General features: G+C 38.6%; 21 protein-coding genes and 5 pseudogenes. 12 read left to right on the top strand and 14 right to left on the bottom strand.

Features of this window, described 5'->3' with window-relative positions; all coding sequences use genetic code 11:
* Window positions 1-509 precede the first annotated feature (509 nt).
* A pseudogene (locus CZ382_RS24845) lies at window positions 510-650 on the top strand (competence protein ComK); the annotation flags it as partial.
* Window positions 589-831 carry a competence protein ComK gene (locus CZ382_RS24840; protein ID WP_159457816.1) on the top strand — a complete coding sequence of 81 codons (243 nt, stop codon included), beginning with the start codon at window positions 589-591 and terminating at the stop codon, window positions 829-831. The pseudogene CZ382_RS24845 and the gene CZ382_RS24840, both read left to right, overlap by 62 nt.
* A gap of 171 nt (window positions 832-1,002) precedes the next feature.
* On the opposite strand, the gene CZ382_RS16330 is transcribed toward CZ382_RS24840, so the two are convergent.
* Window positions 1,003-1,236, bottom strand: a complete 234-nt coding sequence (locus tag CZ382_RS16330) for a hypothetical protein (protein ID WP_088052279.1) — start codon at window positions 1,234-1,236, stop codon at window positions 1,003-1,005.
* 115 nt (window positions 1,237-1,351) lie between these two features.
* Between CZ382_RS16330 and CZ382_RS16325 the strand changes: the two genes are divergently transcribed.
* Entirely contained in the window at window positions 1,352-1,564 is a 213-nt protein-coding gene (locus CZ382_RS16325; protein WP_088052278.1) for a helix-turn-helix domain-containing protein, read from the top strand.
* Window positions 1,565-1,959: 395 nt separating this feature from the next.
* Here the strand turns inward: CZ382_RS16325 and CZ382_RS16320 are convergent.
* Window positions 1,960-3,369 (bottom strand): annotated as a pseudogene (locus CZ382_RS16320) (ISLre2 family transposase).
* An 82-nt stretch (window positions 3,370-3,451) separates the two neighbouring features.
* On the opposite strand from CZ382_RS16320, the gene CZ382_RS16315 reads away from it, so the two are divergent.
* The gene (locus tag CZ382_RS16315) at window positions 3,452-4,852 is read left to right on the top strand and encodes an ISLre2 family transposase (protein WP_088052277.1); all 1,401 of its coding nucleotides are present in this window, start codon (window positions 3,452-3,454) and stop codon (window positions 4,850-4,852) included.
* Window positions 4,853-5,964: 1,112 nt separating this feature from the next.
* Window positions 5,965-6,636, top strand: a complete 672-nt coding sequence (locus tag CZ382_RS16305; RefSeq protein ID WP_088052275.1) for a hypothetical protein — start codon at window positions 5,965-5,967, stop codon at window positions 6,634-6,636.
* Here the strand turns inward: CZ382_RS16305 and CZ382_RS16300 are convergent, their stop codons facing one another.
* Window positions 6,637-7,356: a hypothetical protein gene (locus CZ382_RS16300; protein ID WP_088052274.1), complete on the bottom strand. Its 720-nt coding sequence runs from the start codon at window positions 7,354-7,356 to the stop codon at window positions 6,637-6,639.
* A 253-nt stretch (window positions 7,357-7,609) separates the two neighbouring features.
* Between CZ382_RS16300 and CZ382_RS16295 the strand changes: the two are divergent.
* Window positions 7,610-7,864, top strand: a pseudogene (locus CZ382_RS16295) (ATP-binding protein); the annotation flags it as partial.
* Between the two features lie 62 nt (window positions 7,865-7,926).
* On the opposite strand, the pseudogene CZ382_RS16290 reads toward CZ382_RS16295, so the two are convergent.
* The 4 genes and pseudogenes from CZ382_RS16290 to CZ382_RS23975 all read right to left on the bottom strand — a co-directional run.
* Window positions 7,927-8,922, bottom strand: a pseudogene (locus CZ382_RS16290) (IS630 family transposase); the annotation flags it as partial.
* A 378-nt stretch (window positions 8,923-9,300) separates the two neighbouring features.
* Complete coding sequence (locus CZ382_RS16285; protein WP_088049901.1) at window positions 9,301-10,416, bottom strand: IS4 family transposase; 1,116 nt, start codon at window positions 10,414-10,416, stop codon at window positions 9,301-9,303.
* A 477-nt stretch (window positions 10,417-10,893) separates the two neighbouring features.
* Window positions 10,894-12,795 (bottom strand): AAA family ATPase, encoded by a 1,902-nt coding sequence (locus CZ382_RS16280; protein ID WP_235000453.1) that lies wholly within the window; start codon window positions 12,793-12,795, stop codon window positions 10,894-10,896.
* A gap of 1,106 nt (window positions 12,796-13,901) precedes the next feature.
* A complete protein-coding gene (locus CZ382_RS23975) occupies window positions 13,902-14,057 on the bottom strand; it encodes a hypothetical protein (RefSeq protein ID WP_188725483.1) in 156 nt (51 codons plus the stop codon).
* 605 nt (window positions 14,058-14,662) lie between these two features.
* On the opposite strand from CZ382_RS23975, the gene tagD reads away from it, so the two are divergent.
* From tagD to CZ382_RS16255, 5 genes are all read left to right on the top strand, one after another.
* Window positions 14,663-15,058, top strand: coding sequence for a glycerol-3-phosphate cytidylyltransferase (tagD, locus tag CZ382_RS16270; protein WP_088052271.1), 396 nt, complete (start codon window positions 14,663-14,665; stop codon window positions 15,056-15,058).
* The gene (locus CZ382_RS16265) at window positions 14,970-16,196 is read left to right on the top strand and encodes a CDP-glycerol glycerophosphotransferase family protein (RefSeq protein ID WP_140392744.1); all 1,227 of its coding nucleotides are present in this window, start codon (window positions 14,970-14,972) and stop codon (window positions 16,194-16,196) included. The genes tagD and CZ382_RS16265 overlap by 89 nt, the downstream gene beginning before the upstream one ends.
* 99 nt (window positions 16,197-16,295) lie before the next feature.
* Complete coding sequence (locus tag CZ382_RS23805) at window positions 16,296-16,451, top strand: hypothetical protein (RefSeq protein WP_159457814.1); 156 nt, start codon at window positions 16,296-16,298, stop codon at window positions 16,449-16,451.
* A gap of 246 nt (window positions 16,452-16,697) precedes the next feature.
* Window positions 16,698-18,170: a glucose-6-phosphate dehydrogenase gene (gene zwf, locus CZ382_RS16260; RefSeq protein WP_088052269.1), complete on the top strand. Its 1,473-nt coding sequence runs from the start codon at window positions 16,698-16,700 to the stop codon at window positions 18,168-18,170.
* Between the two features lie 25 nt (window positions 18,171-18,195).
* Complete coding sequence (locus CZ382_RS16255; RefSeq protein ID WP_088052268.1) at window positions 18,196-18,807, top strand: cyclase family protein; 612 nt, start codon at window positions 18,196-18,198, stop codon at window positions 18,805-18,807.
* Window positions 18,808-19,071: 264 nt separating this feature from the next.
* On the opposite strand, the gene CZ382_RS16250 is transcribed toward CZ382_RS16255, so the two are convergent.
* From CZ382_RS16250 to CZ382_RS16240, 3 genes are all read right to left on the bottom strand, one after another.
* Window positions 19,072-19,443: a hypothetical protein gene (locus CZ382_RS16250; protein ID WP_140392743.1), complete on the bottom strand. Its 372-nt coding sequence runs from the start codon at window positions 19,441-19,443 to the stop codon at window positions 19,072-19,074.
* A 45-nt stretch (window positions 19,444-19,488) separates the two neighbouring features.
* Window positions 19,489-20,946: an APC family permease gene (locus CZ382_RS16245; RefSeq protein ID WP_088052266.1), complete on the bottom strand. Its 1,458-nt coding sequence runs from the start codon at window positions 20,944-20,946 to the stop codon at window positions 19,489-19,491.
* A gap of 256 nt (window positions 20,947-21,202) precedes the next feature.
* Complete coding sequence (locus CZ382_RS16240; RefSeq protein ID WP_088052265.1) at window positions 21,203-22,354, bottom strand: acyltransferase; 1,152 nt, start codon at window positions 22,352-22,354, stop codon at window positions 21,203-21,205.
* 210 nt (window positions 22,355-22,564) lie between these two features.
* Here CZ382_RS16240 and CZ382_RS24835 point away from each other — a divergent pair, with 210 nt between their 5' ends.
* Window positions 22,565-22,708, top strand: coding sequence for a helix-turn-helix domain-containing protein (locus CZ382_RS24835; protein WP_123057240.1), 144 nt, complete (start codon window positions 22,565-22,567; stop codon window positions 22,706-22,708).
* A gap of 54 nt (window positions 22,709-22,762) precedes the next feature.
* Here CZ382_RS24835 and CZ382_RS16235 read toward each other — a convergent pair.
* The 4 genes and pseudogenes from CZ382_RS16235 to CZ382_RS16220 form a co-directional block, all read right to left on the bottom strand.
* A pseudogene (locus CZ382_RS16235) lies at window positions 22,763-23,431 on the bottom strand (MraY family glycosyltransferase); the annotation flags it as partial.
* 197 nt (window positions 23,432-23,628) lie between these two features.
* Window positions 23,629-24,042: an MraY family glycosyltransferase gene (locus tag CZ382_RS16230; protein ID WP_123057224.1), complete on the bottom strand. Its 414-nt coding sequence runs from the start codon at window positions 24,040-24,042 to the stop codon at window positions 23,629-23,631.
* Window positions 24,043-24,289: 247 nt separating this feature from the next.
* The gene (locus CZ382_RS16225) at window positions 24,290-24,946 is read right to left on the bottom strand and encodes a TetR/AcrR family transcriptional regulator (RefSeq protein ID WP_235000452.1); all 657 of its coding nucleotides are present in this window, start codon (window positions 24,944-24,946) and stop codon (window positions 24,290-24,292) included.
* Window positions 24,947-24,967: 21 nt separating this feature from the next.
* Window positions 24,968-25,984, bottom strand: coding sequence for an ABC transporter permease (locus CZ382_RS16220; protein WP_088052263.1), 1,017 nt, complete (start codon window positions 25,982-25,984; stop codon window positions 24,968-24,970).
* Window positions 25,985-25,987 lie beyond the last annotated feature (3 nt).

Raw genomic sequence — 25,987 nt, 5'->3', positions numbered from 1 at the left:
TAAGAGTGTTATTGTCCAAAATTCGGGGGTTAATCCGTATTTGCTGAATTCTGTTTAACCTTATTTGTGGAAAACTGTTAATTATATTTTAACGTTTACACTTGTCCCAAGAGAGCTGGCAGGTGATGCAGGATTGAACGATAAACATACGGGTCGGCTGGAGCGCGGAGAAAAAAGCAAATGCTGCTCTATACAGCTGTGAGGATCTGTGAAGCTCTGGACATCAAGGTGGATCCGTTGATTGAGATGTTAAAAAAGAGTTGAAAAATAGAAGTGAAGATTCCTTGATTTGTACCTTACCTTGCATCATAACAAATACGGCTTTTTAAAAAGGTGCTATATGTTGTGAAAGGAAATTCTAAATCATTACAAGATAAATGAGCATACGATGGCACTCCTGCCTGCAGCACAATTGGGCTATGATACAATTGTGCTTTAACGGGAGATACAGGTATTCGTTCGCAAAACTCCCATCCAGCTTATTCATATAGCCTGCTTCCTGCTTAGACAATTACGCTTCATATGAGCGGCGGAGAAAAGCTGTCGTCATGCATCAAGCCGGATTCAAACGGAAGGTCCCCATTCCAATTGATCCGTACAAAGGCATATCCACCTTCCCAACCACCCCCCCAAACAGATTTCCAATGTAACTGGATCTTCTATCATCATATCCTGGAAATAAGGGCATACCAATCACGCAAATACCCAGAAGTAAAATCCATTATTACGTTTAAAAATGGACAGCTATTACCAATTGACGTTTCGCATTTTGTATGGGAGAAGCAGATGGAGCGAACGGCTACATGTTTGTTTGAGCATAAGATATCGTGAAATGGGGCTGTACAGAGAAATAACATCACACAGCAGCAATTATAAATCCTTTGCCACAAAGAGAATAAAAAATTAAGTTGAAATTGTTGTAGCTTGGATACAAACAAGGCTGAGAAACGATCCAATTCGGAGAAATTGCAACAGCTGCAACAATTCCATAAACTCACCATTCTATTTTCCATTCCCTAAACATTGTTTAGCCTCAACTGGCTTAACCTTTTTCTCTTCTAATTCAATCAACGCCACTACCTCCAGCAAAGAATAGACAGCATCGTTCTTTGTATATACTTGGTCGTCTATCAAGCTGCATATGGTTTGAATGATCCTGCTTTTCATGTCGGTTAGGGTCCATTTTGTGTGTAGTTCGTTTAGTAGGTTATGTTGGGTTACCTCCAGCTTTTCCATTTACCGATCCCTCCCATATTTTTAAATCTGTACTTATATGCGTACAACTATTGGTTATATTATATAGTACGCTTATAAGTACAGTCAACCTTTAGTATGGAAATGAGGAAAGAGATTGGTTAAGGTAGAGATTGTCTTGAATGAGTTACTTAGTCGATACGATTTGAGCATAAACCAGTTGCATTTGTTAACCGGAATTCGCCGGGCTACACTTAGTGAATTGGCTAATGGGAAGCGGCAAAGAATTCAGTTGAAGCATATTGAGAAGATTGCTAATGCGTTGGAGATTGAGGATATTAATGAGGTTATAACATTAAAAAAGCATTAACGACAAAATATCGATGATGGAAAACCCTTGCTTTTTAAATCCGGCCTGGTGACATAGCGAGTATGTGTAAAATTATACTCGGTAGTAATTGCGGTACTTTTTGATAGCCAAAAAAGAGAAGGCGCTCTATCATTAAAATGTATGCTTTGCACGGCATAATACATTTTAGAAAGAAGCCTTCTCATGGATCATATTATATCAAAGCTGTATGAATTAATAAAGAATACCACGAATCTGGGTATGTGTCAAGTTTTTCTCGACGTTGCTTTCATACCAATATTCCAGGCATCATCATTTTGTACACTTTGTTCGGCTACCGCGCTGTCGCTTGCTGGCCCTGATGTTGTGGTAACGTTCTACAACCCAAGAACGTAACCCCAACATCAGGGTATTATTTATTTAAAGCTTTTAACTAAATGACCCATGGCTGTAGAATGAGCCGTATATAAGCCTATAGCGCCCTGTTTAACCCCCACTGATGGACGGGTTGGATTACGTAAAATCTCCGACATTCTTACAATCCTTTTCACTTCTCGTTGCTTTCTAGCACTTCTGTGTTGGTGTTTTACATACACGTTCCGCAATGTTTGGTTTAGGATCCCTTGTTTCACTTTAACCATGGCTTCTCCGCCTTCTGAACTCCAATGCATGCCTCTCTTTTTCATGCGGAAAGAAATGTGCCTTTGATTGGATTCCATCGCTCCCAGGCTTCTTGCGCCCTTCGGTGGATTTTCTACTACTTCTCGCCAGTCGAAAATTCGCTCCCAGTTGTTTGTAATATACGTGCGAAATGCTTTTACCTTTTCTATTCTTTTTGCATCGTCTAAGGTGCTCTCCATACGTATCTAGCCATAACATAAAATCATCCAGGTTATGATCTTTCAGTGCCTTTTTGATGCCATCCTTATACTCGCTCTGGCCGCCACCTAAAGCGCGATTTAACGCCTGTGAAACATGGTAATGATCTAGTTGATTCAAAACTGGTAAATTGGATTGGGAAAAGGCTTCTTGAAACTTCTCGGCTGTATATCCCAAACCACCATCGCTATTTGTGACAACCTGTGTATCCTCAAGTGAATAGCAGTGAGCTGTAAGAGCTTGCACTTCCTTCCAAAAATCTGGCGTTGATTGTGTTGTCATAATTACTTTTGGTTCCCGTAAAGCTACTCGTTTCCCATTCCTCTCCCAACCTTCATGGACAACGGCATGACGCACTTCTAGGCTTTTTTTCTTCTCTGTACCACGCACAAAGACACCGTCTGCCTCCGCATAAAGATACTCCACCTTTTTCCCCTCTGGTAAGGAAGCCGCCTCATCCAATTCCGTCACCATTTCCTCATCCGCCTGTGCTTGTGCTTTTCCAACGCGCCTTACAATGCTTCCAACCGTTGTATGACTAAGATTAACTGCCGTCCATTCCTTTAATACACGTGCCGTTTCACGATAGGTACTTTCACTAGCCAACTCTGCCACTTTTACTTCCACCAATGGGCTATGTCGTTGGCTCTTTCTTAGCCCCAACCATTCATCGAAAGGGTAATGCGAATCTCCATTTTCATCAGCCATAAGCGTGTGACGAAAACGTACAGCCCCAAAGGTAAACTGGACGGTTTTCCAATCTTCTCGCTTCACTGTCCAACCCATGGCCTGTTATTTTCGTTTATGACCTGATTTAATCGTGTAAATACTTCCCCCAATACTGAAGCAAATACTTCATACATGAACAACCGAATGCTTTCCTCTAATTCAATTAAATTACCGGTATTCTTTATTAGTTCATTGATATTTGATATAATATTCCCCATGGAAAGGCCTCTCTCTGAAATGTATTTGCCTGGTCAAAGCATACATTTTATGATAGAGTGCCTTTTCTTTTTTTGCTAGAATATAGCTCAAATACCCTCGAGAAATATTTTACACATAGCGAATCTGGTGGAGTTTGAAGAGAGAGCTCAAATTTTAATGTATAACTTCTTTTCCTCTTTGGTGGGGCGTATGTTCAGTGAATTAAATCAAGTCATTGTGGCACAAAGACGTGCAGATGACTGGAAAGTGGAAACCACAGATTCAAGAAGTGTACAATTTATGTTTGGGACGGTTACCTTTGATCATACGTTGATGTGGGATAAAAAGGGAAAAGCAGTCTATCCATTGGATGAGTGGATTGGTCTGCGGGATAGGCAGCGATACAGTCCATTGGTGGAACTGAAAGTAGCTGAAATGGCGAGTGAAAGTACATACCGGCAAGTGGCCCGTACTCTCAAGGAATGGACACCTGTAAGTTTAAGTCACCAAACAGTAGGAAATATGGTAAAGACTGTGGGTAAAGCCCAGGCAGAGATGGATCAAGAGATGGTGAAAGAGTTGGATGAAGCAGCGTCCCTGCCAGAAGGAAAAAAGGTTGATTTCTTTTATGCCGAGGCAGATGGTGTTTTTGTCCGCGGACTCCAAAAAAAACAGAGTATGGAAGTGCACCATGCGATCATGTATGAAGGATGGGAGAAAAACGGGAAACGTGTATCCCTTAAGGAACCGACAGTAATTATGACAACGCAATCTACAGATGCATTTTGGGATGAAACGCAGGCGATGGCATCCAGCCGATATACACTGGAAGACGCACAGGTTGTTACTAACAGTGACGGTGGCCCGGGTTATACAGTTGAAAGGTTTCAAGCTGCTTTTTCCCAATCGAATAAACCGATTTTAAACCAACTGGATGACTATCATATCTCACAAGGATTTAACCGTGCATTTGGCAGTGCAGGAAATGCCTATAAAGATGCAGGAAGAAAGGCACTGAAGGAACATGATTTAGAAGCATTCAAGCTTCAATTAGATACATACGAAAGCACATTGGAAGACGATAAGCAGATGGAGAAAATCAACGTCTTTCGCAGTTACATTCTCAACAATTGGGAACGCATTTACGACTGGCGGGATATTGTAACAGACAGCCCTAGAGATGCCAGGAAACTCGGTGCTATGGAATCCAACCAGCGGCATGTGTCTTTTCGTATGAAAAAGCGTGGAATGCATTGGAGTAATGATGGTGCGGAGGCAATGGTGAAAATCAAACAAGGCATGTTGAATAATACATTGCGTAACGCTTATCTGAAATGCAATGAACGGAGTACCAGGAAACAACGGGATGTAAAAAAAGCTGTCAGAGTGGCCCAATTATTACGTCAGCCAACACAACCATCTATTGGTGTAAAACAAGGTTCTGTCGCTTTATATGCGGCTCATTCAACAGCCATAGGTAACTTATTTAAAATATTACAATAAACCTCGTTTTTGATGGAACGGTCTTTGGTTTTTAAGACCGTTCTGTCAAAAATGAGGCCAGCAAGCGACAGCGCGGTAGCCGAACAAGGTGTACAAAATGGGAGCGCCTGAAATATTGGTATGAAAGCAACGTCGAGAAAAACTTGACACATACCATAGCGAACGAAATTTGAATTTCTCCATTACCTTTTGTATAATGGAGTCAATCGAAAATCCATGAGATTGAAATACATTTTCGATTTCTTTAACTTTTTTCCGCATGATAACACGTCCTTTTTGGTTAATTTGGATTAGTACCTTAATTATACCAAAAACCCAGTGTTCATGCGGATTTTCTATATCCTTTTTCTATTTTAAAAAAGGGTTTTTTATTGGATTTTCAAGGTGTGAAACTTAAGTGATAAATCCGTTTGTTTTGGTGGCTTTAATGTAGCTGAACCGCTCCCATAACCATTAATCGAGGTGAACAACCTCTGCCTAAGCTATGATTTGCGCCTTGGGTTTATATCCGCGTTTTAATGCTGCATTCCCCACTGTAACGGTACCACTTACTTTAAAAACTGTTTTTAACTTACCTAATTTATCTAAACTTGTTTCCCTTGGATGTTCATCTACCTTTTCCAGTTTGAATCGTATACTGTTCTATTTCCTTTTCGAAGTAATCCTTAATATTGTACTTTTTTCCCCTTTTTGGCTTCTTAAAATCATACTCCGCTTGTTTTGAATTTGTCCCTGCCTATAAGGAAAAACGACTTTTGCTGAAGATGGAATAAAACAATTAAACCAAATATTACATATACCCAATATGGGAATTTGGTAGTGTTTAACAAAGTCTGGCGAGTTGTTTTGTAACACTAGTAGAGCTAGATGGACTTTTGATCAAATTTTGTTTGTCTATATATGGATGAATTTGGTACAATGGATTTAAAAGAATTGAAAGAAAATTAACGGTAGTAAATACTATGGATATTTTAGGATCTAAAATGGACACATCGGGGCCAGGAGAAATCAAAGAGTTAGAGAATTACTTTGAAGGAAAGAACAAAAACTAAGAACAAATAAAAATCAAATGCACAAGTGATTTTTTGAGAAAAATATTGGGGGGATAGATTTTGCCTAAAGCTTTTCTGATATGTAACTCTAAAAAGTTTAAAAAAGATAATTTTTTAATCCCAATTCAGCAAGAATTACTAGAAAACGAGGGTGAATCTGTTGTATCAATAGATTTAAATTATACTAATTTCCATTTAAAATTTGACCAATATATATGCCATAATGATTATATACATAATACCCGGGGGAGGGTGTTTAATAAGGATTTTAATTATTATCTTGAGCCACTCTCTTTTTATTCCTATTATAAAGAGGATGAAAATCTGCTATTTATCCAAACAAAAACCGACGCAGCATTAGACTTTATATCGAAATTAAGTAGAACAAAAGAATATAATTTAGAAACAGTGAAGATCGACTTTAAAAGTATGATTCCACTTATCACAGAAGTTGCGGGAGCTTGGATAGCTGATTTAAAAAGGGCCCACTTAAAAACGGCTGGATATTTTGGTCACAATGTACATAGAAGTGAAGAATATAAGGAATCCGCAGCAGAAGGAAATGTTTCATCAATTCAAATGAAATATATTAGCCTTAAAAGTGGTAAAGAACATTATATTGCTATTTCCAAGAAAGGATCAATTATTTTATATGATACTTTTCCCACTATTGAAGATGAAATCGATATAGTGTATGAAGTATATGAACAATTTATTAAGCCCCACCTATAGTTAGCGTGGGGATAAAGTGAGATATTCTTTTGAAAAAGAATTAAGCTTCTGAAGGCTAGTGGTATAAACCTGAATTGATTTTTTATTTATTGTAACTCTATCGTTTTGAACATTAAATTTAACATTAAACGTGTTAATTTCCTTTGCATTTAGTCTTCTTATAAAAAAGCCAAAATAGGGATTAAAATCCTTAAAATTTATGTTAAAAAAATATTCACTTCGATCATCCTTAAGCGTTTTAGATAATGTTTCTAATAAACATCCTAGCTCTTGGTCAATTATTTTTCGTGACCTTCTAAACGACACTTCTAAATCGTTTAGCGATAGAATAATTTTATTGTTACTTTCATCTATATTGATCTCAAAATTCAAGGTACCTAAGCGATATAATTTCCTTTGATTGCTCAATTTTATTTGTTTCATATCACCGATTTGGTCATTAAACACTTCATCTATTTTTGTGAAAGTATTTTCATCAAAACCGCCATTAAATTCAACGTGCATATTCCAAACACAATCGGGATTTTTAATCATGAACCAAATCTTTTTTATATACATGTAAAAAAATTCAGATTGATTCCACGTTAGTTGAAGCATGAAAAGAAACCAACCTAAAATTATTGTACCATTAACAAAAAAGGACACAGAATTGAACCAAACCATTATAATCAAACAAATGACAATTAACCATCCGACAAAAAGAAATACGGACTTTTTCAAACTTTTGCCCCCCCAACTCATGCTTCTTGAAATCATTTTACAACTTTATTTTAATATCTTCAACTTAAAAAGTATAGCATATTATTATCATAACAGAACGTATATTCCAAAGCTAGTCTCCGTACAAGTTTAAATAAGACATATATTTTTCTCCAATAAAACTTAGTTGTTATACCTCGCCAGCCGTCCGGTAAATGTTTTATCATTTCCAAAAGAGATGCTGAAATCCAGATTTTTATATTGCCATAAACACGAAAAGCTAGATCTTCTTATTTTGGACGAACTAGGGTATATTCTGTTACACAAACAGGGGAATAAGCTTTTTTAAGCCATTTCGTTGTGTTATGAAAAGAGTAGCTTAATCATCACCACGAACCTTCAGTTTGGTCAATGGAACCATGTATTTGGAGACCCAATATTGACGGAAGCTGTCGTGGACAGGTTGAGTGACCATTCACACTTAGCTCTGTTCAAAGTAGAAAGCCATCGTTTGAAAGAATCAGTGTAATTCATCGCAGGGTAGATAAAGTTGAAGTTGGCAAGTATATAAGTTGAACAAAAGATTCTAAATTATAATCGCACGCATAACCGATCGATAACCTCGCTTGGACGTTGATTCACACCGCTTATAAATTCTCTGACTTTCAGAGTGATTTTTTGAACGTTAGGAAAAAAGACATTATTAATTACTGACTCTTTAACCACTTCCATAAACCTTCAACTAGGTTAAGTTGTGGACTGTAGGGAGGTAAATAAACGAGTTCCAGACGATCTTTATTTTCTTCCAGAAATGGACGAAGAAGTTTGGCATGATGAATACGTGCATTGTCTAAAATCATAACAATTTTTCCGGAAGGGTAATGTTTGAGAATGTCTTTTAAAAAGTTGAGAAAAGCGACAGCGTCATATTTTTCTTCTTCGGTGCAGAAAACTTCTCCCGTTTCATAATTCAATGTACCGATGAGTTTTACACCGCGATGCTGTCCATACGTCGGGATAATTCGTTGTTGTCCCTTTAGGAACCAAGTTCGTTGAATGGCCTGATAATCACGTATCATCGACTCGTCCTCGAAAAGGATGTGGTCTATTTCTTCATTTAAAAGTTTTTTTTAGAGCTGGAAAGGTCACTTCGATAAATTCTTTTTGTTTTTCAGGATCTGCCTTTTCCAACGTATAAGTAGGACGGGTATAGCTAAGCCCAAGTGAATGCAAAACACGTGACATCCCGCGTAAACTATAATCGATGTTCCATTCTCTTTTTACGAATTCGGTAATAAGGGCGAGAGTCCAGTTAAATCGGGCTTTAAAGCCAACATCTGCTGGAACTTTGGTTGACACGGTTTCTAAAAGCTCAGCCTTTTGTTCTTCCGATAATTTGGAAGGTTTACCCGTTGAATGTCCAAGAGCTAGACCTTCAAGGGAACCTTCTTTGTATGATTTAATATATATGCCGACAATTTCATGGTGGCGATTAATTATTTTACCAATTTCTTTCATGGTATAACCACTTAAATAAAGATAGACTGCTTGATAACGTTCGAAATGACGGGGATCCTCGGCTTTTTGAGTTCCTCAATCTTACTTTGAGTATTCACGGCTATCACCCTTCCGTTCAGGTATTTGTATTTCTATACCCGAATGGATGAATATGGAAACTTTAAGTCAACTTATATAGCTACAAAAAAGATATCCCATTTTTCACTTGCCAAATACACAAAATAGATACTACTGTTTTCATTGCTATGACACCTTTCTTTTAACATGATATGTAAAAGATAATCTATAGAAGACCACTAGCATTGCATAAATATAGTCAAAATGTTCAGTAACTACTATTCCCGTAATTTTTGCCAAAAAGTCAAAGTCCAATCAAAGGTGGCACCGTCCATTTGGTAAAATTATACAATTAATACGAATTGATACGACCTACAACACTGTTACTTATTACGGAACTGTTTTGTTTTCAAATCTGTGAAGCCAAATGTAAGCTGGCTTCCATAGTGCAGCCTTTAACCAACGGGTAATTCGAAGCAACGATTTCTTGCTTTTCGTTTCCAGTTGGATAAGCACATGTAAACAATAGGTGATGAGTGCTATATAGATTTGATTTTGTAAAGCTGTTTCACTCATTCCGTAAAAATGTTTGATTTCCACGTGCTGCTTTAACCATTTGAAAAACAGTTCAATTGCCCAGCGTGATCGATAAATATCACTAATTTCTTGTGGTTCCAAGTCAAATCGATTGGTAATCAATCGAAGGATATTTCCTTTCGTATCCATCACTTCGAGAAGACGAAAAACGTTTTCACAACGTTTTTGTGTGGAGCCTATGTAAACCATTCTATCGGTTAAAACCATTGATTCAGCTGGAACCGAGAATGAACATACTTCACGAATGACGGCATTTTTCTTTAGTCTGGATACGAAGAAGTATCCATCATCCGTCATCCGATCAAAACGTTCGTAGTCCATATAGCCGCGATCAAAGACATACATGGCTTCCTTGTCATCAACAAGGACTTCAAGTTGATTACGATCATGTTCTTTCGCTACTGTAATGACAGCCTTTTCAGGATAAACCGTTTCTTTATCCATGAAAACAAGGCGCAAATGTAACTTGACACCAGCCTTTGTTTTGCGGAATTTCGCCCACTTATAATTGGTTAAATTAAGAGGCAATGTACTCGAATCAATGATTTTTAACGGCATATGCTTGTAGGCTTTATTGTGATATCCGCGTATCTGGTAAACAAGATCTAAAAATAGGGTTGCTAATATGGATGGATCTATTTCTCTATTCTTGCGTGAGAGCTGAGATGCGCTAATCGATTCAAAACCAACAGCTCTCTGAAAGTCCGCATCCAATAAAGCATCACTTAGTGCTTGAAGCCCTTCCGTTTCATGTACTTGTGCATAAAGCATCAGTTTAATATAGGCTTCAGTCGTAAGTTTTTTGGTATAGCTATCTTGTTTTAGATTTTTAACTTGGTCAAAAAGCTTTTTAGAATTTATAGGTGCAATCCATTTACCAAATGCTGATTTTAGTGTATTCTTGTCCATGATATGGTCCTTTATATTGGATTTGGACAGGAAACCACCTGACCTATTCATTATAAAGGATTTTTTGTTGTCTAGACAGTTAAAAATTGAACATTACCAACATTTTTTATTATTAGTTATAATTAATGCAACGCTAGTGATAGAAGACAATTAGTCAAAAACATAAGTTCACTATTTAATCCATCAAAAATGGATTTTGTAACGTGCAAAAATGGGAAATTTTAATTCTCAAGCACCATAAATTATCAAAATGTTATTTTCCGCTTAAAAAAAGGATCAAAATCCATTTTTATAATTATTTTATCCCCATCAAAAAAGCCATTGGTCCACTTAAAATGCAATGGATCACACGGCTTTCCTCACATATTACTAATTAAATATACTTCATCACTTTAATGCATTATCGCAGTGGGGTCTGTCCCACTTTATCAAAGAGCTACTTCAGCAGTGACGTACCGTGCCAAAAGTAAGGTAAACTTAAGACTTTACCTCAACTTCTTCATTAACTCTCCTATCTTCAATCTCGACCTTCCCGTTCACAATTGAAAGGCTAAATATCTGCTGCACTATTTCAGTCCAATTTGTAGGTATACTATTCCAATCTTCACCCCACTCACGACTTATAAATTCATAAGCCTTGAATGGTTTATCGCTCGATGAAGCAGTATATCCTAATACATCTTCAATGCAATTCCTAACCATAAATTGTCTACCATTGTCTCCTAATGCAGATACAATATGGTCATTAAATTTTCTTGCACCGTCTTTTTCCTCATCTGCATCATGAATAACATATGGTTGAATACCTAGAGAATGTAAATACTTAACCAAAGATATTATTGTTGCTTTGCCTCTCGCTTTTACAATTTCCCAATTATGTTGCATGTATTTTTTAATTTCTGGGGGCATCCTTGTAATAGTTTCTTTAAAAACAATTTCTTCTGTATCACCTTCAACTATTAATACATTTTTAGCAAAAAAGACTTTTGACATATTATCATCCATCTTTACAAGCATTTTCATATAAGACCTTTCATCCCCCTGTAATTTTTTGAAGGCTTGCGAGATATTAAAAGGATTTGAAACTACTTTTGAAACAGAATATCGATCATTTTCTTTTTCGAACATAATTTCTTTCTCACTCAAACTATTTAAGATTTGAGAAGGTTTACGACCTAAATCAATCATAAACGTTGAATGCGTGGTACAAACAATTTGATTATTTCCTGAAGAAGCCAATTCATAAATTGTATCTCTCATCTGATTTGCCGCATTTGGATGTAAATATATTTCGGGTTCCTCAAAACCTATCAACAATGGGCGTGAATCTGTATTCTCCCTAAGACTTCTATATCTCAACATAGCAAAAACTGCAGAACGAATTACCCCTGTACCTTGATTTTGAATAGGGGTCTTAGTGTTACTGCTCATTTCTATATCAAATTTCGGTTTAATCACTTCAGCATCAGATAAATTTGTTGCAGCTAATAGTTTTGTACTCGGAAACACATCACTCAATATCCTATTTAATTCTATCATCATTTTTCCAAACTCAGTATCTCCATCTTCAGGATTTAGCTCCTGTTGAAGTAGGCTTAAATAATGCTGGACTTTGCTAAAATGGTCGGATGCATCCCTAACATCTTCAAATAAACTATTTAATGTTTTCTTAAGGGCACCACTACTTCCTGAGATTTCATCAATTTTATCTTGGGCAGGAATTAATAAAAACTTTGGCAATTTAACTAGTACGTTTCCTGGTATCCCCCCAGGATTCTCAACCCATTTTTCTATAGACTCATCAATATTATATAAATCATCAATAGTAATTACTGATTTATACACCTTTGAGCTTTTTGTCAGTGTTTTATTTACATCTTCAGTTGGAAAAAGCTCATTAATAATATTAGCACTTAATCCACTGTCTATAAAGTCCTGGAGTGTTTTACAATCTTTAAATTCTTCCTTTAAACTTTTTTCGTACTCCCTCATTTCAACAACATAATCTTTATTTGGTTTAAATATTTTTTTGTAGACCACCATATAACCTGTTTCATCTGGCGTATCAGTAATATCATACTTTAATAATCTTCCCTTGAATCCACGCCAATCTTTAGCGTTAGAAGGCAAATTTCTAAATTCAGCTGTTAAAATAATTTCATCTGTTAAGTAAGTGTGATCGCCTGTATCCTCTGAATAGGTACTGAAAAATTCATCAGCTGGTATTTTTTTAGTATCAGTAAGTAAATATTCAAGTGCTTTTAGGACAGAGCTCTTTCCGATGTTATTTTCACCAATTAAAAAGGTAGCATTAGAAAACACTATTTTAGTATCAATGTGTCTTCTAAACCCTTGAATTCGTAGTGAATGTAATTTCAATTTCATACCCCCAATATTTAAAATAAAATATCCTATTGAAACCCTTACTTCGACACAATAGTATAATAATCCTGCAAGTTTTCAAATATTTCTTGTACTGATTATCAGTAGTATTGCATAAGACTTTTTTTACTTTGTCAAATAGCTTTTAATCACCATCAAATGGTGGCGATGAATATTCTGTATAATTTTTTGGTATTTTATAAAAAAAGTCAAAGGAGATATGAAGGATAGATCCTATCCATAATCCCCAATTATTTACATTTAATAATAAATAGTGGATTGTATTTTTAGTTATTATGATGAGCCACCTCGCCTTCTACAAATTGACTTACAAGGAGCTGAAATTTCCCTCCCAATTATATTTTAATTTCGTCCCGCTTGAATATTGCCATCCATGGGATCAACCTTTGCCATGTTTTAGATCCACTCTTTCATTTAGTCCATAAACCAAATTCGCCCAATAAATCAGGTCTTTATTACCATCGTATTGAATTTGCTTATTTGCGTATGGGGTCTTGATACGGAGCCTCGGTGGTTATGGATTTAGACAAAAAAGGCAGCTATGGGCTTGCTTGGCAAGAACGCCTACAATAACCATCTCTCCGTGTAAAGACCGTTCACTGCATTTTAAGTAATACATTAAAAGTCCCGGGTGCGAACCTATAGTGTACATAAAAATTCAGAGGGATTCGCACCACATTTTCTTTGTATATTTACCAAAATTTGAATAAAATAGAGGGGTAGTTATGTATTTTACATACTTGCCCTGTGAAAAGTACGTGAAATACTAGTGTTTTTGTCGATTTTACATCTTTTTCGTAGTCGCATCCTGTATGGGAGGATCGCTCGAAAAGTTTGGTTTATCGATGTGTATTACTTATGTATTAGTCGCATCCTGTATGGGAGGATCGCTCGAAAAGCGTTTCATTAGTGCGATCGTCATAGACTGTCGCATCCTGTATGGGTGCGTGGAGGATCGAAAACCGACACTGGCATATGCCCAGACTTTGTTTTACATCGAATCCTACAATGCTTGGATTGAGTAAACGTCAAATAAATCTCGCCTGCATTTAATAGGTATGATTTATTTGACGGTCATCCCATCAAAACAAATCCGCAATCGTCTCATGCACCTTCGCAACTTCCTCATCTGGCACAATCAAATAATAAACACCGCCAATTTTCGTTCCATTCCCTTTCATCATATAACTAACAGTATTGTTCCGAACGCCTTTATAATTCAGTAGCAAATTCTTCATATCATCAAAATCCATGTTTGTTTCCATATTATTTCCAAGTACATCTATCATGTTATTTAATTTGGGAACAGACGCGACACTCGTACCTTTATCGATAATAGCCGCAATAACCTGTCGCTGCCGTTTGGTTCGGCCAAAGTCTCCGGCTGGATCTAAATGGCGCGCATGCGCACATAACCCACACCATATGCCCCCCTAAAATTTTCTCAAACCTCTTTCTCCTCAATAATTAATCGATGGGCACTGTAAATTGCCCCTTTTGGTAAATATTACTTATATAGTCTAGTAGTATGTTTTCGATCGGTGGATTTTCGCTTTCGATCAGCGCTTTTTCGATTTCGATCGGCGGTCTTTTTGCTTTCGATCAGCGACTTCATGGCTAGTCACTAGAATTTCGAATCATCTGGTTGCCTTTATAATTAAGCGGTAGTTTTACAATGGGAAATAGGAATAAACAACCCCATATATGAATACAGTAAGTAAAATTAACCACAAGACGTAATACAAATCAGCATCTTTTTTTATCAGGTAAATATAGACATGATAATCTTCATAATATAAGATAATGCTAATAAGATACTGTACTTAATATCGGAGGTCTTCCCATGAAAAAAGTAATCACTTACGGAACGTTCGACTTACTCCACACCGGGCACATTAACTTATTACGGCGCGCCAAGGAATACGGAGATTATTTAATCGTTGCCATTTCTACGGACGAATTCAACGTGCTTAAAAATAAAAAGGCCTACTATAGCTTCGAGCAGCGAAAGGCTATTCTGGAAGCGATTCGCTATGTTGATAAAGTTATTCCGGAAAACACGTGGGAGCAAAAAGTTGATGACGTTCTGAAGTACCATATTGATGTTTTTGTGATGGGTGATGACTGGAAAGGTAAATTCGATTTTCTGAATGATTATTGTCAAGTTGTTTATTTACCGCGTACAGTTGGTATCTCGACAACCAAAATTAAAAATGACTTCAATCGGAACAATGTTTAGAGAATGGATCATCACCGTATACCTGGCTGTTTTTCAAAGCTTTTATCAGGTCTTTAGGCTATGCCCCATGAAAAGGAAAACAGCCTTTATCGCCTCATTTGGGGATAACATTTTATATACCGTGCATGAACTGGAAAAACAGACGGATGAGCCCTTTGTCATTATTAAAACTCCAAAATGCAGTATTCATTTTTCCCGTGTTTCTTCCGGCAAGGTATTAGACTTAAAAAAACCGACTCACTGGATTCAGGCTGTCTATCACCTGGCTACGTCACGGATTATCTTTGTCGACAATTATTTTGGCATATTGGCAAAAATGAATCTAAGACCGAACGTACGATGTATCCAATTATGGCATGCAGCCGGTGCAATTAAACGCTTTGGACTTGAAGATCCCTCTTTTAAAACACGCTCAACACATGCCCAAAAACGTATGAAGATGGTTTATCGGCGATTTACACATGTTACGGTTGGTTCAGATAAAATGGCCACTATTTTTGGGAAAAGCTTCGACATCCCGGATAAGGCTATTTTACGATGTGGTGTGCCTCGGACCGATTTTTTCTTTCGTCCAGTTGAAATGAAAAGTGTCGAATTGATTTTACGGAAGAAATTTCCGGTAACAAGCAAGAAAAAAATTGTTCTATATGCCCCAACATTTCGTGACAATGAAACAGCCGATTCCACGATTCCGTTTGATGTGGAAAAATTTTGTGACGTGTTTTGTGACGAATATGTTTTATTTTTGCGGCTGCATCCCGCAATTACACACGATTATCATAATAGATATCCTGGTATTGTGTATGATGTCTCGGATGTTACCAATGTTAATGAATTGCTTGTGATTACCGATATTTTGATAACGGATTACTCGTCGATTCCGTTTGAATTTTCCTTACTGGGGCGCCCGATGATATTCTTTGCTTACGATTTAGCTGAATATCGCCAGACTAGGGGCTTTTGGACCGATTATGATGAGTTAGTTCCGGGGCCGGTTGTGACAGACACAGAAGGATTAATTCGTGTTATGAAGGAAGGCAATTATGATATCCAGCGCATTAGAGATTTTGCTGACCAATGGAACCAATACTCAACAGGTACTTCCAGTGAAAAACTAATCAATTTACTATACAAGTGAATTAGTCTCGGTTCGGCCCCCTCCCCTTGCCCCTGTAAGACCGATGTGATAACGTTAAAATTGGGATAAAAGTGTACCAAATACAGGGGGAGGATTGTGATGGACAAATCAAAAAAGATTATTATAGGTATTGCGCTGTTCGTTTATACATTAGCCATTATCGGTCTGACCACGATGATTGTCGTGCCGAATCCGAATAATGATGTTCCCACTCGGGACTGTGATTGCGCCGATGAGGGGCTTTCTGATAATTAATAGAGGTAAGTGGCGTGTCATCCCCACTAAAGCTGACAAAGTAAAATTTTTTGCCAGCTTTTTTCTTTTCCCGCCCCCATCATTCGCTCTATCCCGCTACCGGATATCCCCGAAACAGGTTTAAAGGAAGACATTTTTCGACAGATATTACAACTTCAACCTTACTGAATCCTCAAAGTTGATTTACCATTTCAATACGATTAGGATAAAAAAGATAGGATTTTTTGTAAAGTGAGGCGTTAGTACATGAGTAAACAGCAGAGACCAAAGGCGGTTATCGTTATTTTTGGAGCAACAGGTGATCTGGCGAAACGCAAATTGTTCCCGTCAATCTATCGTCTCGTTCAAAACGGCAAAATTGGTGAAGATTTTGCCGTTGTTGGTACAGGGCGAAGACAATGGACAAATGATGTCTTCCGTGAAAACGTGAAAAAATCACTTGGGAGCAATATTTCCTCCCATGCGGATCTGGATACATTTACATCCCATTTTTTCTATCATCCTCTTGATGTATCAGAACCTTCTTCTTATCTGGGGCTAGAGGCTTTGTTGCATGAACTGGAGGGCTACTATAAAACAGGGGGCAATCGAATATTCTATTTGGCGATGGCACCTGATTTTTTCGGAATTATTGCCAACAATTTAAAGGCAAGCGGTTTAAAAGATGCTGCTGGGTGGACACGCCTTGTCATTGAAAAACCATTCGGCAACGACTTGCCGTCTGCCAAGGCATTGAATAAGGAAATACGTGCGGTGTTTGATGAAGAGCAAATTTACCGGATTGATCATTACTTAGGGAAAGAAATGGTGCAAAACATTGAGGTGATCCGATTCGCCAATGGAATTTTTGAACATCTTTGGAATAATCGGTTCATTTCCAACGTGCAAATTACCTCAAGTGAATCACTTGGCGTTGAAGACCGATCACGTTATTATGACAACTCAGGTGCCGTTCGTGACATGGTGCAAAACCACATGCTGCAAATGGTTGCATTACTTGCCATGGAGCCACCAATCAACTTGACAACCGAAGAAATTCGTTCCGAAAAGGTCAAAGTACTTCGCGCTCTCCGACAGATGGAAGTAAACGGTGTGGATGACTATTTTGTCCGCGGCCAATATGGGGATGGCGAAACTGGCATCGGGTATCGTAAGGAAGCACCTCAATTGTCAGCATCCAAAACTGAAACATTTGTCGCAGGAAAAATTATGATCGACAATTACCGCTGGGCCGGGGTTCCCTTTTATATTCGAACTGGCAAACGCATGGCCAAGAAATCAATAAAAATTGTTGTCGAATTCAAAGATATCCCGATGAATTTATACTATAAAAACAAACAGGAAAAACATCCGAATTTACTTGTCATCAATATTCAGCCGAACGAAGGAATCACCCTTTATCTTAACGCAAAAAAAGCAGGTGCAGGTACTGATGTAAAACCGATAAAACTTGCTTATAATAATAATGGGATTAACGGGATCAATACACCTGAGGCATATGAAAAGCTGATTTACGACTGCATGATTGGTGATATGACCAATTTTACACATTGGAATGAAGTTGCCCAGTCCTGGTCGTTTGTTGATCCGATTCTGAAATTATGGGAATCGGATCAACCGGATTTTCCCAACTATGCAGCAGGTTCAATGGGACCATTGGAAGCGGACAAACTGCTTGAAAAGGATGGATTCCACTGGTGGCCAATAGTCGAGGATTAAAAAAGAAAAGAAGGAGCGTACGATGATGAAATTATATGATGTAACAGCACCTATTTACGAAGGAATGCCCGTGTACAAAAATAAAGAAGCAAAACAGCCAAAAATCACGACAGAAACAAATGGACATGTAACGGAATCCCGCATTGCTATGGATCTCCACACTGGCACACATGTTGACTCCCCATTGCACATGATTAATAATGGCAACACGATGGAAACCATTGATATTCATGATTTGGTTGGACATGTAAAGTTATTTGATCTAACCAATGTCGAGGATCACATTAGCAAAAAGGATATCGAATCATTTACGATTGAAAAGGATGATTTTGTCCTGTTTAAAACGAAAAACTCACTACAGGATGAATTTGATTTCAACTTTATTTTTGTTGCGGAGGATGCGGCTGTCCACCTGGCTGGACTTGGAGTTAAAGGTGTCGGGATAGACGGGCTCGGGATTGAACGAAGCCAGCCGGAACATCCAACCCATCGCACACTTTTTAGTCATAACGTAATTATTATCGAAGGGCTTCGCTTGGAAGCGGTGACTGAGGGAAGGTATTTCATGGTTGCTTCCCCATTGAAAATCCAGGGTACGGACGCAGCACCGGCTCGTATTTTGCTTTTTGCAGAATAATAACCAAATAGCGGGTTACCGTTTACACTAATGTCTTCAAGGAATGGTGTAAAAACGGTAACCCTCACCATGCTAAGCCGCACCGTTTTATTTGACCGGTTTATGGCTGGGCAGTGCTCTCCTGGCTTATTCAATTCCGCAATTTTGAATTATGGTTTTTCCTTGTTGTTGTGATAATTTCCACTAACCATAGCTACCAAGGTCTTCCGTTATACCGATAAAGCATTAGTCTAGTGGGAATTGTCCACCAATAGTAGCTGAAGATCACTGAACTGTTTTGTACGCCTGATTTCGATGACTTGGTACGTCTGGATAACGTAGTCTTAGCTTTTTCATTTCTACCAATTTTTTAATATGATTCTTTCTAAGTCCATTAGAATCCCTCTTTAATAATTGGGAAAGTTCATGTAATGTCAAAAATCGATCCGTACACAATATCAAAATCAACCTTCTTAATTCCTCTGGACTAAGCCTGGACTTTTCCCTGGCTGGTCGTGCAATTTCCAATAAATCTTCCCTTTCACGTGGAAAATCATGAGTATTACCCAAAGTTTTTTCATTATTACCGGAGGTCGCCCCATTTTTTCCCTGATTACCATCCTTATTACCGGGGGGCGCTCCACTTTTTCCGATCAAAAAAACCTCCGTTTGTCCATGCAAACAGAGGCTTTTCCTCAGATCCTATTCATTCTCAACTTCAATCTTCTTGTTCCCCAAAATCAAATAATTCAACTCTTCTTTCGGTATCTTGTTAAATTCCGTCCGTTTTGCCAGATAGAATACAACCCCAAGCACAATCCAGGCAATCAAGGCGATTCTTGATTCAATTCCAAGAAATGCAGGTGAACCCGGGATAAGCAAAAGTGCAATGAACGTGACGCTCGCCAGCATCCCGATAAGCGCGATAAATTTTTTCCCTGGCGCAATAACATGTTTTGCCGGGTTATATTCTTTGTCCATCGACCACTTGAATATACTGAACGCGGTATAACACGTATAGAAATAAGCAATCGAAACACCAATCGATGACATGTCAACTACCCATAATAGTGCTTCACGACCAAACCAAGGTGCGAGCATGGCAACAATGACGGTAAAAATGATACCGACGTACGGTGTCTTGTATTTAGGATGAACCTTGGAAAATGCTTCAGGCAAAATTTTGGCACGGGACATCGCGAAAAGCAAACGGCTGGATGAAATAATAAATCCGTTTAAGCCAGTAAATATCCCCATGCTAAGCGCAACAACCAGGATTACTAAGCCCAACGTGCCGAGAACATCTGTGACTGCTACCGCTGCACCCCAGAGATTATTTTCAGCAACAAGCGCCTCCCATGGTCGCGCCATTGCCGTAGCGATGATCATAAAACTGTATAGCAGCCCTGAAAAAAGAATCGCCAGGATGATCAAGCTAAACGCTTTTTTAGAAGAAAAATTAAATTCTTCTGCCGCCTGTGGCACATTGTCGAAACCAACATATGCCCATGGCGCAATTGCAACAATGGAAATGATCGCTGCAAACGTTGATGTGTTTGACGGAAAGTATGGCTTGATATCAGCGAGTGACGTCCCCGGGTTTCCACCGATTAGAAGTGTGATTGCCAGTACCCCGGCAAGCATAATCACGCAAAAAATAAACTGCATGCGACCGGTCAGGCCTGTCCCACGAATGTTGAGATAGCCGAATACGATCAACACTAATGAGGCGATGATCACTTCCATTCCATATACATCCCACCCAGCAACTTGATACAGATGCAGATTTTTAATAAGTTTCGGGAAAATAAATTTGAACATTAATGCAAATGCAGATGCGTTGAGGGCAACGATACAAATGTATCCGAGTGTTAAAAACCAGCCACATATAAATGCGTGTGTACGGCCTAAACTAACGAAGGCATAGGCAAATTCTCCGCCTGATACAGGAAAACTTTTGATCAAAAATCCATAACTGACAGCGATCAGCATCATCAACGCTGCCCCGATTAAAAACCCGATTACAACCCCAAGTGGACCCCCGTCCTTCATCCAGACGGTTGGCTGTACGAACGCACCCCAGCCAATTGATGAACCTAACGCAATCGCCCAGACCCAATGCGGTTTCAATGACTTCTTTAATTTCTGTCGTTCTTCCATGATTGAACTCCTCGTTTGTGAGATTTTTTCTATTATCCCTTTATATCAAAGTGTGGACAGGAGTGCAATTTGCATTGTTTGCAGGATAATGGCGAAAGGATAAGAAAAATTGGCGCGTATGATTATTTTGTTTAATAGAGGGGAATTTTTTGTCGGGATATGACGGTTGAAGGCAGGAAATCAGGTTTGCACTAGACAATGGTGGTACATAAAAGAAAAAATTTTAAGAAGGCAGATCCCTGCAGCGCGGCAGATGCTACCCTCCCCTTTGTTGATATTCCAGTTCCCGATTTCTTATTGTGGTCGAAGTCTTTTCTTTTCCTGCAGATTGTACAATTTTTTTACCGTTTTGCAGCCCGCTATAAAAGAAATAGGCCATAATAAAGACCATTGGTGTAAAGACCAATTTCCATAAAACCGTATCCTCAAAAGCCGTCAATCCCAATCGCTGCATGAAAATACGAATCGACTCCATGATAAACACATGTGACACATAGATTCCTACTGCATTAGCTCCGATTTTAGAAAAAAGTGAGTTTTTGCCAATGCGGCTATGTTTAATAACAAATAAGAACAATACAATTAATAATGGTATAGTCGTGATATAGTAGTTTTCCGATTTACCATCATATATTTGCAATGTTATGAACCCCTCAACAACCTGAAGGGCGGATAAGCAGGCAACCCCCAACACATACTCTTTCGTTGGAATTTTATCTGCTATTGATTTAACAGTTGGATAATACCTTGCCATTATTGCACCAAGTGTTACATAAAATAACGCAAAAAACAATGCATCTCTCGTTTTATGGGGTGCCTCGTAAAGAAAGGAGTATGATTGGCCGAATAGGCCGTAAATATTTAATCCCAAACTTACGATCAATAACACCTTGAGTAATCTAGCTTTAGAAAAAACAAATAGAATTAGAATGGCCCATATTAATGCTAGCAAGAACCATAAATGATACTGCGGCCAATCTAAGCCATAATAAAGTATGGACTCCAATTTAAAGCTTGCAATAAAGTCAATTAACATGGGGATCATTGCTTCTCTTGTTTTTTCTGTTTCGATAACATTGATTGCCAGAGCGAACATAAAGTAAAATATAACCCATGCAAAATAGAGCTTTACTAATTTTATCAAATATTTTTTTAAATAAGTAAGCTGTTTTTTTGAAGCAGACCTTTTGTTTTTTTCCTGTATGTCCTTCATTTTTTGCATAAACAAATATCCCGAAGCGACAAAGAAAAACGGAACTGCGAAACGTGCAAATGTATCAATTGCAAAGTCAACATCATCGCCTTGTACGGCTCCTAATTCAACGCCTTTAAATGTCCCTGAATGAATGGCTACAACGAAAAAGATTGCAAAGAATTTAATAAAATCAAGCGTATCATTACGTTCCACTTATTACATGTCCCCTTGTTCTTGACCCCTCAATTAATAATAGAACGTATGTTATAGCTGGTTTATTCAGCTTAATAAACTCTTGACTGCCATAAATTTCGTAATTGTTCTACTTAAATTGGGGGTTGCACTTCCACACTCCCATTGAAATAGCGTCACATCCTATATATTGTCACTTAAAAACTTAGGAAGGAGGACAAACAAGGTTTAATTAAACAACCGGCAATCGCTCGTCTTGAAAACGAGGCTGTCATCCCACATCTGGATGCACTTGAAAAGTTAGCAAAAGCATTGGGCCTAAAAATTGTTTTAATTGATGAAAATGCTGCTACTAGTGAAGTAACGATTTCATAAGTAAATTAGTGCCTATACACAAGCGTATAGGCACTAATTTATAAGGAGATACATTCAATCCCTTCTCCTCCTCCTAAACACCTTCCCAACCAAATCAATCACAGGCCGCTTCCCGTTCATTACCAACCCACCAAGTTCCGCGAGAATGTGGAACAAAACGAGCACAAGAACGATAACAACCAGTGCTGTTGTAATGGTGGCATTGGAAAGCAAAATCGCAATTGCACCAAATAACGCACTAAAGCCATAGATAATCAACACCGCCTGCCTGTGGCTGAAGCCCTTTTTCAGGAGCTGATAATGAATATGTTTATTGTCAGGCATCATAATATTTTCCCCATTAAATGCCCGCCGGACAATAGCAAAAAGCGTGTCAAATATCGGTACAGCGAGGATGATAATCGGGATAATGAAACCAAATAAAGCAATATTTTTAAACAAACCGAGCATGGAGACAACTGCGATCATGTAGCCAAGAAAATTGGAGCCCGTATCCCCCATGTATATTTTTGCTGGGTAAAAATTGTGGTATAAAAACCCGAGATTGGCACCAATAAGCACAATACACAAATAAGCCGCTATGACCTGGACATCGATGATTGCCATAATAAACATACTCGTGAGGGCAATCGTTGTTACTCCTGTTGCGAGACCATCGAGACCGTCAATCAGATTAATTGCGTTGGTAATCCCGACAACCCACAAAACGGTCACGAGCACACGAACAAAGGCGCAAGCGCCCGTTTAGTGGCGTATATGCTGGACTGAGCCGTAGGAGATAAAGGAAACACGACGACCAGAGGGAGTCGATGTTGACTTATCGTACGGAGGTGAAGGAAGCATACTAGCCGCTGGGCGCTGGAGCCGGACGTGGCCTGCTCTGCTGTACGCATAATAGCGCCTCAAATTTTATACTTTCTTTACATATAAAAAAGGCCTAGGTCAATTAGGCCAAAAACCGGAATGGTAATCCGTTCAATGATTAATCCCGATGAAATTAAAAAGGAAGCGGCAATCAGCTGACCTGTCAGCTTTACGACCGGCCGAATCTGGTATTTATCATCGAGCATACCGGTGATAATAATAACGATCGCGCCAAGTAAAATTTCAGGTAAATGTGGATGATGCGGCTGCAAATAAAGCGCTCCGAAAAGCGCGCCAAGAAAGATCGCCAAACCACCTAATCGAGGTGTAACATACTTGTGGATTTTTCGCGCATTCGGCAAATCCACAATGCCAATTCTTATCGCCAGCTTCTTAATTGGATAGGTTAAAAGAAAGGTTGCTATTAGTGCGATTAAAAATGCAATGGAAAGATCGATATAATTAAACATAAAAATCTCCTGAATGTATGTATTCGAGTGTTGCTATTATGCCATCATCTAGTCATGTCTTGAATTTGATTATATCGAAAAATGTCGGACGTTCGCAAATGGAGGATAGTATTTCAATGGAGTAGTTTTCATTACAGGGGAAACCATCATTTAGGAAAACCAGAACTGATTAGACTTTAGGGGGCGATCGCCATTACATGCATTAATCTCCTGTACATGTGTTTTGTTTATACCCCCGTAAAAAAGTCTACTTCCCAACACCATGCAAAATATACTCAACGGTCCGCCTGATTTCTGCATCATCATCCCAGTCCTTATCCGGTTGTATAATGAAACGTGTAAGCAGGAACCCAATGACCGTTGGGGCGATCATCCGCATGATACTGTCATTCGGTATGTTTTTCAGCTGATTTTTTTCTTTGTATACATTTAGCGTCTGGTCAATGGCCGGAAATACTTTTTCAAGCGACGCTTTTTTAAAAGCAGCCTGGATTTCCGGATGAAACGCTAATTCCTGTATCACTATTTTTATGAGTGGAACATTGGACTGGACAAACTCAAAACGATTTTTAATAAACAGATACAAGAAATCCTCGAAACTTGTATGGGATTCATGGAATACTTGGTCAACAAATTTCTCGGCAAAAACCGGTGCCATAAAATTGATGATTACCGGATTGACAATGGATAAAAGCAGATCCTTTTTGGTCCGGTAATGGCGAAATATCGTACCCTCTGCTACACCAGCACGTTTGGCAATTTCACTTGTTGATGTAGCGGAATACCCTTTTTCCGCAATAAGTTCAATGGCTGCTTCCAGAATCTTGATCTGCTTTGATGTCATTTTTTCTGTTTGCCGAAGCACCTCCGTCATAGAACGGGATGCTGATGGATTATCTGACATGTTATCTTCTCCTAGCATTTATTATAACTTGCGGTGTTTTCTTAATGCTACTACATTCAGCAAAATAAACACCAGTGAAAAGCCGATTAATACCCAAATGTCTCCCATAACGGACGTGAGCCCCTGACCGCGGATCATAATTTCCTTAAGTGCATTACCGCCATACGTCAGTGGCATAACTTTACCGATTGCATCAATCCACTCGACCTGCTCCGTATGAAAAATCCCGGAAAAAAATACTTGCGGAACGATTGCAATTGGGACGAACTGGATCATTTGGAATTCATTCTTGGCATATGCCGAAAGTAATGTCCCCAAGCTTTCGGCGGCAATCGCCAGTAAGAAAGTGATGCACAATACGGCAAAAATGGAACCATCCATATACATACCCAATGCATAAACAGAATAGAGGACGATGATAATTGACTGCAGAATAATAAAGATACCAAATCCACCCAGATAGCCCGCGACAATTTCCCAGCGTTTTAACGGCGTTGCCAAAAGCCGCTCCAGCGTTCCTTGTGTACGCTCGCGTAAAAAGGAGACCCCACTCAATAGGAAGACAAAAAAGAAAACGAACAGACCGATTAAAACAGGTCCAATATTATCGAAAAGTTCTAAATCAGTTGATCCATGCAGGAAATCAACGTCCATATCCAGCGTATTCGGATTCATTTGTTTGGCAGCCTGATTTAATACTTGCTGGACAACCCTTGTTGCTGTCGGATCGCTTCCTTCCATTATTAACTGTGGCTGTTTCCCATCCCAAGTCAAATGCGCATCGATCGTATTTTCCTGTAATGCCTCTTTTGCCTCTACATCATTCATTTCTTTGACGGTTACATCCTCATCGTCCAGAATCGTCTGGAATTTTTCTGGTATATCCGTTACGGCAATCGTTGGTTCGTATTGCTTCATATCCAGCACAACCCACAGCAGCGTCAGGACAAATAATGGGGCAATGAATAATAGTGCCAGACTGCGCTTATCCATTTTAAACTGTAGAAATATCCGTTTGACAATCGCAAGAATCCGCATGTG

It is taken from the genome of Virgibacillus dakarensis (assembly GCF_900155625.1).
GTDB classification, from domain to species: domain Bacteria; phylum Bacillota; class Bacilli; order Bacillales; family Amphibacillaceae; genus Lentibacillus_C; species Lentibacillus_C populi.
The sequence above is the reverse complement of the archived record's forward strand: the minus strand, read 5'-3'. Positions and strand labels throughout refer to the sequence as shown.